The organism is Parageobacillus toebii NBRC 107807 (assembly GCF_003688615.2).
Lineage (GTDB): Bacteria > Bacillota > Bacilli > Bacillales > Anoxybacillaceae > Parageobacillus_B > Parageobacillus_B toebii.
Window position 1 is genome coordinate 479,956 of record NZ_CP049703.1, and the last position, 15,628, is coordinate 495,583.

Here is a 15,628-nt window from a genome sequence, read left to right on the forward strand (position 1 = left end):
AATAAAAAAACTTGAAAGGCAATATAGCCAATCAAGGTTATTTAACACTTTTTAATTGCTACACTTGTTTATCCAATCTATAATGTCTTGTTCTACATGTAGATACTCATCAGGACTATCTTTTAAATCAATTCCGGAAACAATTTGTAAAATTCCCCAAACAGTTTCATCTGATATATTTGGCTCGTCCTGCATTACATATTCTGAAGCCCAATCTGCTACTTTTTCTCGTGTTGGCTTTCCTTGTAAAATCATTTTTAATTTATCAATTATTTCTTCTTTTGTTGGTTGTCTCATTTTTTCACCACTTTCCAATATAATTTCCATTGCTAATAAAAAAAGAAACCTTGAAAGAGTTTTCACTCAGTCAAGGTACTCAAGAATTTATAGTCCTATTTTGCTTTTACAACTTCTCTTATTTGCTCTACTACACTCTTTAGCCATTGAATTGGAGTTAGCCCAAGAGCAGGAAAATATACTCCGTCTGCACAGTGTTGAATGTATTCATTCTTTTCATCATCCGAATACTCACTATTAATGAATTCTGTTAAAAATACGATAGCAGATTCAAGATATTCTTTACTTTCCTCTGTTAACAATTCTTGTAATGCCTCTTCAGGCGAATCTATGTCTTGATGAAAAGTCCCAGCCAAGAACTGAAAAACTGGATCTTCTGGATTATTTTTGACTAACAAGCATCTTTCCCTCCATTCCATTATTTAGTTGGATAACCAGTTAAAATGAACCCCCCTGCTCCATCCTTCTTTAATACTATCTTAGCATTCGTCATATGTTCAACTGTCGTAGAACCTCTTTGTACTCCACGTCCAATAATTTCTGTACCCTGATAAGGGAGCACCAAAGTTGATTTGATTTTTGGATTACTCAACCAAGCTTGAATAATTTTTTTGTTGTTTGGATCGTTTAAAACTTCGCTAGCAACCTTTTCAGCGGTAGCTCTATCTGTAAAAGTTGATGCTCCTGTTATTTTAGGATTATCTTTTAACCGCTGCAATAACTCGGCATCCGTCTTTCCAACATGTCTGGCAATCAAATGCCCACCCCTTGCCTCATGTGCTGCTAATCCTCCACCGGGGGCAAGAGGACTAAAGTCGTTATGCTTAACATTGCCAGTACCCTTACCAACCACCTCATCCTCGGCTTGACTCATCGAAATGCGCACCGAGCTGGCGGATTCTTCAGCGATTCCTATCATCCGCCCACTTGGCACCACTCCAACTCCCTCAATGGCTAACTGCGATCCCTGTAGGACAGAACCAACATTCTCAAGAAAGTTCTCCCATTGTTTTTTGAACGACCGAATTGTTTCGGTGATTGGTCCTTTGATGACTTGGTGATAGATCGTTTGTAAGGCCCCTTTGATTTTATTAACATTCAGGACGTTTCTCGTTTTCGAAATCAATTTCGAAACATCCGCTGCTGTTTCTGCCGCTTTCACTCCTTTGATCGCGGCTTTACCAACGACGCCTGCTTCTTTGGCTGGAGGAATGACGGACAACAATAACATTCCTCCCGCAAACAGGCGGTCCCATCTTGAAATCCGTTCTCCAGTCACTGGATCGTATTCTCCAAACAATCGCTGCAAGTCATACCAGCCAAGAAGCTCTAAACCAAATTCTTTCATGTTATCGGCAAGCGTTTGGTCTGCCTGTCTTATTGCCGCGGCTGTTCGATACAGCAATTCCTCCGCTTCATTTAGCTTTTCTTCATAACGATCAAGCCAATGAATCAGCTCATCTCTGAGATGATCGATCGCATCAGTGCTAATGCCGGGAATCTTCATCACCAACGATGGAAATTCCCACGAAAGCGAGGTCCGCGCACGACTGCATCCGTCTTCGGCATCGGGGACATGCTCGGCTACGGCTTCCAGCTCTTCCGGATTGACTCGAATCGTCGTCATTGCAGCTCCTCTATTTTTCGCCGAAGGCGGGCGATTTCCCTGCTTATTTCATGCAAAAGATCATCGGCGATCGCATAAATGCGTGCCTCAATTTGCCGCAAGTCCCCGTATACCAATTCATACGCTTCCCTCGATTCCCCCTGCCAATGCGGAACATACTCGTCATTGGCGCGATAAAATGAACGAGCGCCATGTTGAAATTCCTCCATCGCTTCTTTGACCTGCCCCTGATAAGATTGCAAACAATCGATCATCATCTCATAGGCCCAACGTCTCAATTCTTTTTCAGCCGATTCCAATAAAGCCGCCACCTTGATTCCTCCCCCCATTTACACGCCATCTAAATGGTAACATAAGTAAAACAAGGATAAATCATGATATGTTCCCGTTTTTCCAGAGGACAAACAGGACTTTTTTCTTATCTAAATTCTGTCATGCTAAGCATGTCAAAGTTCCTCCGAAAACAATCCGTTTACAGAACAAACTTTTTTATGCGCGGAACGATTACGGTGAGGAGGATGATCAGAAATCCCAAAATGAAAAAGCCAAACAGCCATGGCAAAAGCGATGATGATGTTCGTTCCGTCTTATCCCATTGCTGACGAGACGGAACCGATTGTTGTGTTTGCTTACGCTGACAAAAGAAAAATAGCTGTATAAACAAGGACTTTTCTCTCTGTTTAACGTGTCTATTTTCGCGACATAACGCTATCATCAGTTCCAGAAAAAATTAAACAATATGCCCCCTGTAAAATTTAGGGGGCATATTGCATCTTAATATCGAAATTGTGATTGCCTGTTTTTTGAAGATTGACCACAGGTACCGAACACAATGTGAAACCATCTTTCGCAAATGTAGAACAGTCACATGAATGTGTGAAGCAAATAGTAGTAATTAATTCGGACGGCGACAGGCATACATCCCATTAAAATTTATCCCGTCCATCCATTATTTTTTCTTTCTCCAGCTCAGTAAAAACAATCAGTCTTTGTTTATTTGAGTATAATGGATGACACGTAACTAACGTGACCATTGACTTATTCTTAATTGGATAAATGACATCAGTTTCTGTAGGCTTTACAATCTCCTTATTAAAGACCTTATAGGTCAGTACTTTGTTTTGTACATAAATGATGATATGATCATCTTTCTGCAATTCATCTAGTCGATTAAAAAACTTCCCATAAGTGTGGGAACGATGACCGGCGATAACAAAATTTTGATTCTTCTTCCCTAAATTATAAATAGAGCTTGAAGAAGGTAAATGTCCTACCGCATATTTTATATCTTCAGGTCGTGCTCCTTCCTTAATAGGAGTTTCTAAATTAATTTTTGGGATTTTTAGAATTCCAATCACTTGTCCTTCTTTTATTGGCTTTTCTGGTTCATTAGAAGGTTGTTCTGTAAAAGACAACGAAGTGTATTCTTCTACTAATTTCTTTTGTTCATAAAATGTTTTCACCTTTGTAAACACAATAAATAGCAACAAAAAAACCCCGATAACAATGAACACACTACCTAACTTTTTCACGGTTATAACACCTTCCTTAAAAAAAAGGAGGGTGGCCAGCCCTCCATACAAAAATTTCTACCAATTGGTATACAGAAAGTCGTACAATATTCAATTATTAAGCTAGCTTAGAGTTAAATCTTCTTAAAACGAATCCTACTAAAATCATCATAATGGAAGCAAGTAAAAGGATAGAAGAATCTAATGCTGAACCTGTTTTAGGTAATGTTTTTTCAGAATTGTTATCAGGTGTATTAGGAGTTTCCATACTTGTTTTTTCAGGTTGTTCTGGGTTGCCTGGTTGCTCCGGATTGCCAGGTTGTTCCGGATTGCAGTTGCAAGGTTGTTTTGGATTATCAGGTTGTTCTGGGTTGCCAGGTTGTTCCGGATTGCCAGGCTGTTCTGGATTGCCAGGTTGTTCCGGATTGCCAGGTTGTTCTGGATTGCCAGGCTGTTCCGGATTGCCAGGCTGTTCCGGATTGCCAGGCTGCTCCGGATTGCCAGGTTGTTCCGGATTGCTAGGTTGTTCTGGATTGCCAGGCTGTTCCGGATTGCCAGGTTGTTCTGGATTGCCAGGCTGTTCCGGATTGCCAGGCTGTTCCGGATTGCCAGGCTGCTCCGGATTGCCAGGCTGTTCCGGATTGCTAGGTTGTTCCGGATTGCCAGGCTGTTCTGGATTGCTAGGTTGTTCCGGATTGCCAGGCTGTTCCGGATTGCAGTTGCAAGGTTGTTCTGGGTTGCCTGGTTGTTTTGGTTGATTTGGAGCAGAAGGCTGTTTAGTTTCAAACTTTTCAGTCTCTCCAATACCAGTATGCACATCTCCAAGAATTGGAGTGTTTCTGGTGTCTACAATTACGATGCCGCTATGTTGCCATGTATACTCGTCAGTTTCCACCTTTTCACGTTCAATGACACCAACATGCGCATCTCCAACTACTGATTTTTTAACATCAAGATCAGCCACTGCACCATGTGTATATTCGTAATCATCTGTTTTAATTTTTGTGCCTTCAAGCACACCCAAATGTGTATCTCCGAGTAAATCAGAACCTTTTAAATCAGCTTGAACAACCCCGCCAGTGGTAAGAGTGCTGCCATCTTTTGTTTCGACTTTTTTGCCGCCGATGATATCGATATTGATATCACCAGTTATTGGCTTTAAAAGACTTCCTCCTAAACCAATACTGATAAGAGAAGCTTTTTTCTCGCTTTTAATATTATCGTCTTTTCCAGCAGGATCCCCTGTTTTTACAGGTGGATTTTTTGGAATGATAGACTGTTCATCGCTAGCTGTGCTTGTTGCTTTCTCTTGGTTATTTTCGCTAGTTGTGTTTGTTGCATTTACCTGGCTATTTTCATTTGATTGAACCGCAGTATTTGTAATGTCTTTAGATCCCACTGGCTGAGCTACAGCATTGGTTAGAGTTTGCGTATTAGATACCACTGACTGAGTTACACCATTAGATAAAGCTTGTACATCTTGATTATTTATTTCCTCTGCACTAACGGCATTTCCAAAAAGTGAGATGCCAATAACGAATGTTCCTGCATAAACAATATTTTTCAACGATTTTACAACAACTTTTTTATTCATTTTCCATCCCCTTCTTCTTAGTTTTTTATTATGCGACTAAGAAGAAGGAAGATTTCGGTGGTTCTATAGGCGGACCTTTAACCCATTGATCTGATAACTCATCTAGAATATGGATCATTTGTTTATTTAAATCTATGTCATTGGTATAAGCATAGTCTAGATAAGCTACTATTCCAGATCCTCCGTTTGAACCTGCAGAACCCGATGAACCATTTGTTGATGATCCGCCATTAGTCGGGCTCGAAGAAGTAAATATTAAAAACACTTGTGAGCCTAATGGATGATTGCTATTTTTTTGTTTTTCATCCAATACATTTTGTAATTGGCTCAAATCATCTGTATTTGACTGATTGAGAATTATTTTATTTCCTGCATCCACCAATTCTTCAATAAGCTTTGTTATAGGATCCTTTTTCTCTTGATCATTTGCCAGGATTGTTTCGCTATCCTTTGTATTCTGATGAATATCTGCTGGTGTTTCAGTTACATTATCCCCTGTTTTTGGCGAAGTTGCCTTACCTGATTGTTCTTGGCTACCATCATTAACCGGTGTAGATGGTAGCAATGGACCAGGATTCACACAATCACCTGGTTGGTCTGGATTGCTTGGTTGATCTTGGTTAATTGGTTGCTCCGAATTCTCCGGTTGAGTGCTTCCATTTCCATCTTTATTTCCAGGATTGCCCTCTACCGGCTTCGTATCAGGTTGTTCTTCTTGTTTTGGTTCCTCTTTTGGTTTCTCTTGGGTTGGGGCAGGATCCTTTTTCTCTACTTGTTGAAATTCACCTATACCAATATGCGAATCATCTATTATCGGTGAATCTTTTATGTCCCCAATCACTAATCCACCATTAGAAGATTTATATTTGTCTGTTTCTGTTTGTTTATATTCAATAAGCCCTAAATGTGCATCTCCTAGAGGTGTGTTTGTAACATCACCTATAATTAGCCCAGAGTGAAATTCGCTATAATCAGGTGTTTCAACCTTTTTCACTTCAGCTATTCCAAGGTGTCCGTCTCCTAAAGGAGTGTTATTGACATCAGCTATGACTAAGCCGGTGTGTACTTCTTTATAGTCTGGGGCTTCCACTTTATTGAATTCGGCTACTCCAAAATTAGCATCCCCAAAAGGAGTATCCTTCAAGCCCGCCAACAATAATCCGCTTTGAAGTTTATTTATATTTCCAGATGTTTGTTTGAGAACTTCAGCTACTCCTAAGTGTGTTTTCCCAAATATATTGTCTAACTCTACAACCGCTAGTCCGCCATTACGTTCTTCTTCATTATCACGAAGAACTTTTCCGCCTTCTAACACTCCTACGCGGGCATCGCCTACTAGTTTGGAACCTGTTATGTCTACTCCTAGCAAGGTATTGCGAGTAGATTGCTCTTCTGCAGAGCTTGCTTTCGTTTGCCCTAAAATGTTTACGTTTACATTTCCTACAACCGGTAAGCCTAATCCAATTCCAAGCAAACGTTTTTCTCCTAAGACATTGATATTAATGTTTAATTCCCCAATGCCTAGGCTTAAAGATGGGGTAGCTTTTTTATTATCCTTTTTAGCAGGGAGTGCGTTAGTATTTAATGCACCTTTATCCTCTTTCTGAAGCACTTCCTTGCTTGGTTTAACAGAAAGTTCACCCTTGTTTTCGCCGGAATTTTCAGCAATTTCTTTTTCTAGCTCGCCTGTAACATTCGCTTTAGATTCGGCGACTTGTCCTTTAGTGGATGTGAATGGCGCATCTGCAGATGCTAGATTCAGATTATAGCTTTCTTGAGTATTTACTTTTTCAGAATCCAGACTATTTAGAGGATACGTAATCGCCTCGTTCTGTATTAAAGGCTCAACAGATTCTTTAGATTCACCGAATTCCTGGGCTTGAGTTATGGTAGGCACCCCTAAAATAAGGCAAGTGGATAATATATACGTCAGGCCCTTTCGCATCATTTCACCTCCTTTCCGCAAAATAATTTACAGAGTATACAGTTAATATATTATACAGTTTAATTTTACATGTATAACCACTTAAATCCAATATACATTATAAATTTGTAAAAATTTTGTCAAGAAATTGTCAAAAAATTGACAAAAATCACGTTTTATGATAATATTTCACATTCTGTACTTTGGAGTAGTCTATAGGAACATCAAACATCGCCGTACATAAGGTCATCTAGCATCTCATTTTGATCTTGAATTTCTTTAAATCTATTTAACCTGTTCATTAAATACTTAATTGTATGTGCGATTTTTTGATAAATATTATTTAGTTTCAAATCATCCATATATTTAACCTCCATATTTATTTTGGAATTCTTTGTATTGCTACTTACCCTTTCCCAATTTTATATTATATGTTAAAACTTACCGTTATTTGTGAATCACCTTTATATACAGGTTTTATTTTCACTTCAACCGACTTTCCTTTTTTAAGTTTTTTCCTCTTTCATAAAAAAGAGTACCTGTACAAGGTAAATATGAAGATTGGCTCAGTTTCAGAAAATGGACCCAAAATAATTTGAAAAAAGATACCCGAAATTAATATTGCTAACTTACAATTAGGGTTATATTTGTTAGTAACGGAGAAAGCGGTTTATTAGGCACTGGGTATCCTCCACCAAAAAAGAAACCTTGAAAGGCATAAAGCCCATCAAGGCTGAAAATAGAAGTAATCTAGCAACTGATAATGTTTACTGAACATTGATTGATCAAGTTATTATTTTATGGGTCCCATAAATTGGGTGATTAAATAAATATGTTCAATCAGTTTAACCTTTTTCAAGTTCTCTACTTTTTCTAGTCCACCTAATCCAAGAAGAGGTACGTAGCCAAAACATTCATCAAACTCTGGTTCCCCATATCTCCTAACCGCCTCTGGATAAGGAAACCAATTTAATTCCTCATCTAAAAAGGTCTCATCGTTTAAATCCTCAAAGAAAAAATCAAATCCAGCTGAAATAACATTTACCTCATTTTTTCTAAAGTTCAACAGGTTTAAATATCTCCCCTTTTCCCAAACGATTATATCTCCCATTGATGTAGCGAACAACGGAATGGCTTCTTGATATCGTATATATACGTCTTCTAAAAGATCTTGAAATTTATCAGGATTAACTATTTTTAGATAACCTTGTAAAACACTACCAAAACCGTATTGTTTCCAAATGTCAACAACTTCTGAAGGAATTCTTTCTTTATACTTCTCAACTGTTGATATGGGGACTTTCTCTTCTAATTTAAAACGATTAAATACATTTTGTGTATCTCCCATTAATAAATCACCTCAATATTAAAAGGGAAACTCTCTTTCTTCTTGAGTCATTATTTTCGCAATATCTCTAATTGATGGCCACTGATGATTTTTCAATTTTTTAAATCTGATGGCAATCATAAAATAGAGCATCTTTTTTTAACTCCTGTTGTGCGTACGTTATAACTTAAAAAATTATCATGTAGAAGTTTCTTGGGTTATGTTATGTATATATTGTACCACAAGCGGTTTATTCGGCACTCCATACACGAAAAAATCCCCCTGAGTAGATAATCCTCAGGGGTAAAATATCTGTTATTTATCATTCATATCTTGCCATATCGATACGCCATTCTCTAAAAAAATTTTACTTGGTTTATTTTGTTTGGATACTTCTAATAAAGTATTTTCGCTTAAAACCTTACCGGACGGATTATTCTCAATGGACAAGATTTTTAAAGCACAAGCAAAGTATTCATCGTAGTCCTCATCTTCTAATTCCAGCCCATCGTCTGTTTCATAAATAGTGTCTAATAAACCTTTAATACGCAATCCATCTTTCCACTCTATGATCAGTTTGGTTCCATTAGGATAATGATTTAACACCTTGGTAAATTCATCCATTTTTCTTTCTCCCCATTCTATGGTCTTGCAAGAACAATATGTGCACCGTTCTTCAAATAATGGATATTGTCATTTTCAGCTCGTCTGAATTGACTCACTACTTCCGAACATCATCAGCCATCTTTAGGCTTTTGCTTGGTATAGATACGAGGAAGTGATAGGTTCGACACCTACTATTGCAACAATAAAAACCTTGAAAGAATGATATACACCCTTTCAAGGTTTTTCATGTTTAATGAAAATATGTTAGTCCAATTTTATAAAACCTACTTCTGCAGCTTGAACGGTAAGAATTTTCACATCTTCTTCACCTTTCAAAACAAATTTAACCGTTTCATTATTCATTTCACTCGATAAAAGTTCTACGGTTTCTCCCTTCAGATGTCTGGGAGAAGGATAGCGTTCCCAAAAAGCTAAAGCGGTTTGACCATCGACTTTTGAAAAGATTTTCTTGTAACTTGGATAATGAAAGCTTAATTGAAGATGCAACTGATTTTTAAGAGCGATTTGGGATTTGACTAAAGCGTTTCGTCTCCCCACCAATTGGGCAATCATCCAATACATATCGGATGAGATGGCATCAGGCAAATAACGGAATTGACGGATTAACACATTCGCTACACATTGGGCATCCCAACTGTCATGCTTTTGGGTCATGGCATAGCTGTTCCGTTCCGCATTGGATAAAGAAGAATTGACAAACTTTACAATGTGCCCTTTCTCTTTTAAGTACAATGCCAAGTCCCTGCCATAGCCCCCCACATCCTCTAATCCAAACACGGGAGTGATGTCTTCTGTAAGAAACCCATTCACATACTCTAGTAAACTAGGAAAAGCGGATGGTTTATTTTCAAATGTCACTTCTCCCAGCTTTTCAAACCAACAATCTAAAATCACCGCTGTATGCTGAAACTTATGCAAATCTAAAAAGTTGCGAAAAAAATTTCAAAAGTCAAGGAGAAAGCAAAGGTAAGGTTTTAGGAGATAAAAACGGTGGTAGCTGATAATTTTCAGTCGTTTATCGTTGATGAAAATCATAAAATATAGCATCTTTTTCAAACTGATTTTGTACGTACAATCTAACCCTAAGAATTATCATACAGGAGTTTCAAGGGTTATGCGTATAGGTTGTTGCTCTTGCGGTTTACCCGGCACTCCGTCTATGTAAGATAAAAAAGGGACTGACCCAAAACAAAGGTCAGTCCCCCTCCATAATAAAATATATACGTAACTAAGTGAAATGTCTTTATATTATATTTTTTGTTTGTTCGAGGGAGTTAGACTCTTATGAGTCAGAGCCTTATTTATAAAATACCTATATTTAGATTACTTTAACTTCTAAAAAGTCACATCCTGTTATATTATTTTTCTCTATTAATTCTCTAAGTTCTTCTGATATGAATATTGGAATTTCATCACCCTTGAGTTTAATAATATGCTTTGTTTGTATCGCCTCCTTACATAAAGCATATTTTTTTATACTATATATACTTTCACCATCAAGTTCAAACACACTATAATCTGAATTTTCTAAGTTTAATGCATCAACAACATTCAAAATGTTAGCTACCGAAAAACCTTTTAAAATTTTGTTTTCACCTTTATTCACTACATTTATAGGCAGATATTGTATACCATCATCTACTTCCTCTAAAATCGCTTTAAATCTTTCAGAAACTATAAACCACCCTAAATTGTTTGCTAAATAATCTGTTAATCTTTCTCCTTCTTTAGGATCAAAGTAAAAGGTGATTTCGCTATTCCAATTATGAATATACTTACCTTCCGATAATTCATATTGTTCAAATCCCTTTGTATCTATACAGTATGCTACTACATCTCTATCATCACTATCATCCATTAGCAACTTATAAAATCTCATTATTTCTTCCTCCAATAATCTTTATAAAGCATCTCCGGGTTCTTTCTAATTTCCTGTTTTAATTGTTCGAATAATCTTAAAAATTTCCTTTTATCCCCCTTAGCTATTTTATCAAAAGTTCTAATATTGCTTAACACATACTCATGATAAGCATTTGGATGTCTTCCCTGATGAGGTAGTAATTCTATATTCCAAACGTCATCCAAATCTAGTCCATATTTTTTCGTTATAGCCTCTATTTGTGGAGTATATTTTTTACTTTTATTAGTAGCATAATGATGTTTTTGTAAAGGTTTACCCGTACCCTTAGCAACACCACCCGTTCCTTTTCCAACTGTTCTATTTCCAGTATTGCCGACGATATTCATCATCGTTCCTTTGGCTTCCCTCTCAACCCCGCTCATCCACGTGCGGGATGTCGAGCCGTCGACTCCTGCCAAGGCTAGCTGCGATTCCTGTAGGACAGAGCCAACATTTTTGAGAAGTTGCTCCCATTGCTGCTTGAACGAACGGATTGTTTGGGTGATCGGCCCTTTGACGACCTGATGATAGATCGTTTGTAAAGCCCCTTTGATTTTATCAACATTCAGGACGTTTTTTGTTTTCGAAATCCATTTCGAAACATCCACCGCTGTTTCCGCCGCTTTCGCTCCTTTGATCGCGGCTTTACCGGCGACGCCTGCTCCTTTGGCTGGAGGAATGACCGACAACAATAACATTCCTCCCGCAAACAGGCGGTCCCATCCTGAAATCCGTTCTCCAGTCACTGGATCGTATTCTCCAAACAATCGCTGCAAGTCATACCAGCCACTAAGTTCCAGACCAAATTCTTTCATGTTGTCGGCAAGCGTTTGGTCTGCCTGTCTTATTGCCGCGGCTGTTCGATACAGCAGTTCTTCCGCTTCATTCAGCTTTTCCTCATAACAGTCGAGCCAATGAATCAGCTCATCTCTGAGATGATCGATCGCATCAGTGCTAATGCCGGGAATCTTCATCACCAACGATGGAAATTCCCACGAAAGCGAGGTCCGCGCACGACTGCAGCCGTCTTCGGCATCAGGGACACGCTCGGCTACGGCTTCCAGCTCTTCCGGATTGACTCGAATCGTCGTCATTGCAACTCCTCTATTTTTCGCCGAAGGCGGGCGATTTCCCTGCTTATTTCATGCAAAAGATCATCGGCGGTCACATAAATGTGTGCTTCGATTTGCCGCAAGTCCCCGTATACCAATTCATACGCTTCCCTCGATTCTCCCTGCCAATACGGAACATACTCGTCATTGGCGCGATAAAATGAACGAGCGCCATGTTGAAATTCCTCCATCGCTTCTTTGACCTGTCCCTGATAAGATTGCAAACAATCGATCATCATCTCATAGGCCCAACGTCTCAATTCTTTTTCAGCCGATTCCAATAAAGACGCCACCTTGATCCCTCCCCCATATACACGCTATTTAAATGGCAACACAAGGATAAATCATGATATATTCCTATTTTTCCAGATGACAAATAGAGACTTTTTTCTTATCTATGATTCTGCGATGTGAAACATGCCGCAAATAATCCGTTTACGAAACAAACTTTTTCATGCGCGGAACGATTACCGTGAAGATGACGATAAGAAATCCTAAAGTGAAAAAGCCAAACAGCCATGGCAGAAACGATGATGATGTCCGTTCCGCCTCATCCATTGGTTGACGAGACGGAACCGATTGCTCTTCAACGGAAGAAAACAATCCTAGTTTCTCAGCTTTGGCGGTAATCGTATTCGTTTCTTTTTCCCCCGATAAAAACAACTTCGCTTTTGTTTGTTCGAAGAAAGAAGAGGTTGGTCTTTGAAATGTGAGCGATGTTTGCACCTCCGGCAAATCTCCCTTTTCATCGAGCAGCGACTCTTCATGAATGTAATCCGTACGTAATTCGATGTCCTGCCGTTGATATTGATTTGGTTCAATTTCCGGCCACTCGTCCGTTTCCGCGTAAACCGCCACTCCCATCGCAGCCAATACAGAGCAGAGGAAGAGGAAAAAGAACATCACAAGGCGTCCTTTACGCTTCATATGTTTCCTCCTCCTTCTGCAAAGCGGCTAGGCGCTGCTTCAAAAACGGAACTGCGGACATGAGTAATGTGACAACTCCTAACGTAATGACAGCTGGATAAAATGCTTGCTGGTCTCCATATTGAATCGACATGTACGTTTCTGATATCGGATGGTCAAAGCTAAAGTTTGGCAATACTAAGTCGAGTAATGGAGTGATGAAAAATAGAATTAAGCCCACTCCGAGCACCCAACCAATAAACGGTCCGATGGAAAAGGCCAAGCGAACAAGAGCGGAACAGAAGAATAACAAGATAATGGTAAAAATGCTCCATTTAAGGGCCTGCACATCTTGCATCGGATAAATTCGCAATCCATATGTGCTGATGATGAAACCAACAAGCAGGTTCATCATGACCAGCAATGCAGCCTGCATCATAAGCGGAACGGAAGAATAATAATGCAGGAAGAACCCAATAAGCATGCCGCACAGCAAAATAATGATAAGCATCACGACAGGCGGCGTGTACGTCGTTTTCTCTTTCGGGATATCTCCGCTTACTTGTACCGGATTGGTTAAGTAATCATACACATATCCATTTGTTTGTTTGTCTACCACCGCATTGTTTAACAGATCATATACATCATTTTTAATTTGTTTTGTCGTATTGACATTGGCCGCCCATTTGCTGTTTAACTCATCCGCCCGATCTTGGACCGATGCCACTTTTTCATGCATCTCATTTGTATAATCGATAATCCGGTCTTGCCCTTCGGCAATCGATGTGACCAAATCAGAAATTTGTGCGACGTTTTGCAGCGTATTTTGCTGGATGGCAATAACGAATTCACCATCGTTGGCTCCTGGCGTCGATTGTATTGTTCTTTCTTCATCCATGGTTTGCTGGAGCTGTGCTGTTACTTCATTCGCGGCGTCGTTTAGTGATTGTAATTGTCCCATCAGCTCTTTTTGCGCTTTTTCCACATTTTCATCATATTGCCGTATATATTCAAGCGTTGTTTCCACAAAAGAATGAACATTATTTTCAACTACTTCTGCGCCTTGCAAAGAAATGGCCGAGCCATCCTGCAACTGATGAATTCCGCTATGAATGTTGGATAAGGTTTGGAAGATCCCCGCTTTTTCCTTCCAATTTAAAATCAGCTGATCCACGAGTGCTCCATCAAAATTCCCCGTTCGCTTTAACGTATCCTCAAAAATCGATAACCAAGAAAAATAGGTGAGGAGATCATTCATGTTTCTGCTTTGAATAGCCGTCTGAAAGTAAGCTGATAATTGTTGCTTTCGCTCTTCGGATAACGACGAAGACTGAAGAATAGCTTGTTCTTTTGCGATAATTTGTTGAACCACTGTTTCTTCCGATTGTCCATTGTCGTCATTCGCCTGCTCGGCCGCCTGCTTTGCCAATTGCGCATATTTTTCCTGCCACTGCTGCTCGAGGGATAACTGTTTTTGCCATGCTTCTTTTGCATTTTGCATTTCTATTTGAAGCTGATTCATGGCATTGTCAATATCCCCCCAGCTTCCCGATGTACCTTGTCCTCCCTTCGTCTCTTGCGGCTTTACCGTTTGTAGCTTGTTCTTTAAAGACGCCAGCTGCTGTTCGAGCCCATTCAGCCATTGCCCGTTTCCCGGCAGTTGTGGCAGCTCTCCCGGCATCGGCTGTTCATTCGGTGCTGATGGAGGTGTGGCGGATTGCAGCCGTTGCCGTAGCGGAATGAGTTTTTGCTGTACTTCGTCCAGTATCTTTGCATCTGTTTGTTGCTGATATTGACGGATAAGGTCTTTTTGTGACTCCAACAGTCGTCCAGCAACGTTTGAATTTTCCAGCTGGTTATAGAGATTCGTCAATACCTCATGGCTGTTCATAACCGTATTGCGCAGTGTAGACACAGATTCGAGCAAGGTTTGGCTGTTTAATTCCAACTCCGGTTTGACATTCCATGGCCGTTCTACGACGGAACGTACTCCCCCGGTTATCATCGTTTCATACTGACGAATTCCTTCTTGAATGATGTCATGCTGCCGTTGCTGATACTTTTTATACGCCTGAATATCCTCGATAAACGAAGCAATTTCCGCTTCCGCCTGCTCCAAACCTTTTAACGTATCGTTGGAGGAACTTTCGGCGTTTTTCGAAGATGAAAGCAGCTGTTCAAGCATTTTCTTTTGACTCTCGATCTCTTTGGTTAATTTGACAGAACTTGGGGTGTAAAAATCGTACATCGTCTTTTGAAAAGCAATTTCTTTTTCCAAAATAGCACTAAATTTTTTGCGAATATCTTCTACCGCTTGGCCGACATAGCTCCAATACAGCGTAGACATCTTTTGGTTGATCGTATTTTTAGCTGCCTCTAACTCTCTCTGTACCCGCTCCCGATTTTTCGCCTCGAGATTCGGCTGGATTTTATATTGAACGGTTGCCTTTAGCGGCCGTTTTTCATTAAAGGTTAAAATGTTTCTGGAAAAATCGGATGGCAAATAAACGACAGCGTCATATTGACCGTCCGCTAGCCCTTTTTCTGCCTGACTGCGATTAACGACGGACCACTGATAATTAGAATTGTCATCAAGAGCTGGTATAATTTCTTTGCCGAATTCGTATGTTTTCTTATCATAATCGGCTCCTACATCTTCGTTGACTACCGCGATTCGGTTCGTTGTCTTCTCTGTTACCTTCATTGGGTTATGGCCAATGAAGGTAAAAAACAGTACAGGAAGAGCAACAATAAATACAATCTTCGCAATCAGCTTGACGATTTTCCATTTTTCTGTCATATG

The 15,628-nt window shown here is 39.5% G+C and carries 16 protein-coding genes and 1 pseudogene; all 17 read right to left on the minus strand.

What is annotated here, in order from left to right; all coding sequences use genetic code 11:
• Positions 1-51: 51 nt before the first annotated feature.
• Positions 52-297, minus strand: a complete 246-nt coding sequence (locus DER53_RS02560; protein ID WP_062755769.1) for a hypothetical protein — start codon at positions 295-297, stop codon at positions 52-54.
• Positions 298-392: 95 nt separating this feature from the next.
• Positions 393-695, minus strand: a complete 303-nt coding sequence (locus tag DER53_RS02565; protein ID WP_062755871.1) for a contact-dependent growth inhibition system immunity protein — start codon at positions 693-695, stop codon at positions 393-395.
• A 20-nt stretch (positions 696-715) separates the two neighbouring features.
• Positions 716-1,924, minus strand: a complete 1,209-nt coding sequence (locus DER53_RS02570) for an RNase A-like domain-containing protein (RefSeq protein WP_062755768.1) — start codon at positions 1,922-1,924, stop codon at positions 716-718.
• Entirely contained in the window at positions 1,921-2,235 is a 315-nt protein-coding gene (locus DER53_RS02575; protein WP_082805448.1) for a DUF5082 domain-containing protein, read from the minus strand. The genes DER53_RS02570 and DER53_RS02575 overlap by 4 nt, the downstream gene beginning before the upstream one ends.
• Before the next feature lie 615 nt (positions 2,236-2,850).
• Positions 2,851-3,456, minus strand: a complete 606-nt coding sequence (locus DER53_RS02585; protein WP_167317818.1) for a class D sortase — start codon at positions 3,454-3,456, stop codon at positions 2,851-2,853.
• A gap of 97 nt (positions 3,457-3,553) precedes the next feature.
• Positions 3,554-5,029: an LPXTG cell wall anchor domain-containing protein gene (locus DER53_RS02590; RefSeq protein ID WP_121910013.1), complete on the minus strand. Its 1,476-nt coding sequence runs from the start codon at positions 5,027-5,029 to the stop codon at positions 3,554-3,556.
• A 28-nt stretch (positions 5,030-5,057) separates the two neighbouring features.
• Positions 5,058-6,977 (minus strand): hypothetical protein, encoded by a 1,920-nt coding sequence (locus DER53_RS02595; protein ID WP_244319621.1) that lies wholly within the window; start codon positions 6,975-6,977, stop codon positions 5,058-5,060.
• A 200-nt stretch (positions 6,978-7,177) separates the two neighbouring features.
• On the minus strand, positions 7,178-7,315 hold the full coding sequence (locus DER53_RS02600) for a hypothetical protein (protein WP_156482452.1): 138 nt from the start codon (positions 7,313-7,315) through the stop codon (positions 7,178-7,180).
• 65 nt (positions 7,316-7,380) lie between these two features.
• Positions 7,381-7,458: pseudogene (locus tag DER53_RS17710) on the minus strand (hypothetical protein); the annotation flags it as partial.
• A gap of 288 nt (positions 7,459-7,746) precedes the next feature.
• Positions 7,747-8,301 (minus strand): T6SS immunity protein Tdi1 domain-containing protein, encoded by a 555-nt coding sequence (locus tag DER53_RS02605; protein WP_062755749.1) that lies wholly within the window; start codon positions 8,299-8,301, stop codon positions 7,747-7,749.
• Between the two features lie 294 nt (positions 8,302-8,595).
• Positions 8,596-8,904: a hypothetical protein gene (locus DER53_RS02610; RefSeq protein ID WP_062755747.1), complete on the minus strand. Its 309-nt coding sequence runs from the start codon at positions 8,902-8,904 to the stop codon at positions 8,596-8,598.
• 246 nt (positions 8,905-9,150) lie between these two features.
• On the minus strand, positions 9,151-9,825 hold the full coding sequence (locus DER53_RS02615; RefSeq protein WP_073968022.1) for an IS110 family transposase: 675 nt from the start codon (positions 9,823-9,825) through the stop codon (positions 9,151-9,153).
• 400 nt (positions 9,826-10,225) lie between these two features.
• Positions 10,226-10,786, minus strand: a complete 561-nt coding sequence (locus tag DER53_RS02620) for an imm11 family protein (protein ID WP_062755746.1) — start codon at positions 10,784-10,786, stop codon at positions 10,226-10,228.
• Positions 10,786-11,901 carry an AHH domain-containing protein gene (locus DER53_RS02625; protein WP_082805444.1) on the minus strand — a complete coding sequence of 372 codons (1,116 nt, stop codon included), beginning with the start codon at positions 11,899-11,901 and terminating at the stop codon, positions 10,786-10,788. The genes DER53_RS02620 and DER53_RS02625 overlap by 1 nt, the downstream gene beginning before the upstream one ends.
• Positions 11,898-12,212: a hypothetical protein gene (locus tag DER53_RS02630; protein ID WP_062755745.1), complete on the minus strand. Its 315-nt coding sequence runs from the start codon at positions 12,210-12,212 to the stop codon at positions 11,898-11,900. Before DER53_RS02630 ends, DER53_RS02625 begins: the two co-directional genes overlap by 4 nt.
• Positions 12,213-12,354: 142 nt before the next feature.
• The gene (gene essA, locus DER53_RS02635; RefSeq protein WP_062755744.1) at positions 12,355-12,846 is read right to left on the minus strand and encodes a type VII secretion protein EssA; all 492 of its coding nucleotides are present in this window, start codon (positions 12,844-12,846) and stop codon (positions 12,355-12,357) included.
• On the minus strand, positions 12,836-15,625 hold the full coding sequence (esaA, locus tag DER53_RS02640; protein WP_062755743.1) for a type VII secretion protein EsaA: 2,790 nt from the start codon (positions 15,623-15,625) through the stop codon (positions 12,836-12,838). Before esaA ends, essA begins: the two co-directional genes overlap by 11 nt.
• Positions 15,626-15,628: the final 3 nt, after the last annotated feature.

What these genes read in the sequence shown, in the direction of transcription:
- DER53_RS02590 (WP_121910013.1), bottom strand. Translation starts at nt 5,029, where the DNA reads ATGAATAAAAAAGTTGTTGTAAAATCGTTGAAAAATATTGTTTATGCA.
- DER53_RS02600 (WP_156482452.1), bottom strand. Translation starts at nt 7,315, where the DNA reads ATGGATGATTTGAAACTAAATAATATTTATCAAAAAATCGCACATACA.
- DER53_RS02570 (WP_062755768.1), bottom strand. Translation starts at nt 1,924, where the DNA reads ATGACGACGATTCGAGTCAATCCGGAAGAGCTGGAAGCCGTAGCCGAG.
- DER53_RS02620 (WP_062755746.1), bottom strand. Translation starts at nt 10,786, where the DNA reads ATGAGATTTTATAAGTTGCTAATGGATGATAGTGATGATAGAGATGTA.
- DER53_RS02560 (WP_062755769.1), bottom strand. Translation starts at nt 297, where the DNA reads ATGAGACAACCAACAAAAGAAGAAATAATTGATAAATTAAAAATGATT.
- DER53_RS02610 (WP_062755747.1), bottom strand. Translation starts at nt 8,904, where the DNA reads ATGGATGAATTTACCAAGGTGTTAAATCATTATCCTAATGGAACCAAA.
- DER53_RS02595 (WP_244319621.1), bottom strand. Translation starts at nt 6,977, where the DNA reads ATGATGCGAAAGGGCCTGACGTATATATTATCCACTTGCCTTATTTTA.
- DER53_RS02605 (WP_062755749.1), bottom strand. Translation starts at nt 8,301, where the DNA reads ATGGGAGATACACAAAATGTATTTAATCGTTTTAAATTAGAAGAGAAA.
- DER53_RS02625 (WP_082805444.1), bottom strand. Translation starts at nt 11,901, where the DNA reads ATGACGACGATTCGAGTCAATCCGGAAGAGCTGGAAGCCGTAGCCGAG.
- essA (WP_062755744.1), bottom strand. Translation starts at nt 12,846, where the DNA reads ATGAAGCGTAAAGGACGCCTTGTGATGTTCTTTTTCCTCTTCCTCTGC.
- esaA (WP_062755743.1), bottom strand. Translation starts at nt 15,625, where the DNA reads ATGACAGAAAAATGGAAAATCGTCAAGCTGATTGCGAAGATTGTATTT.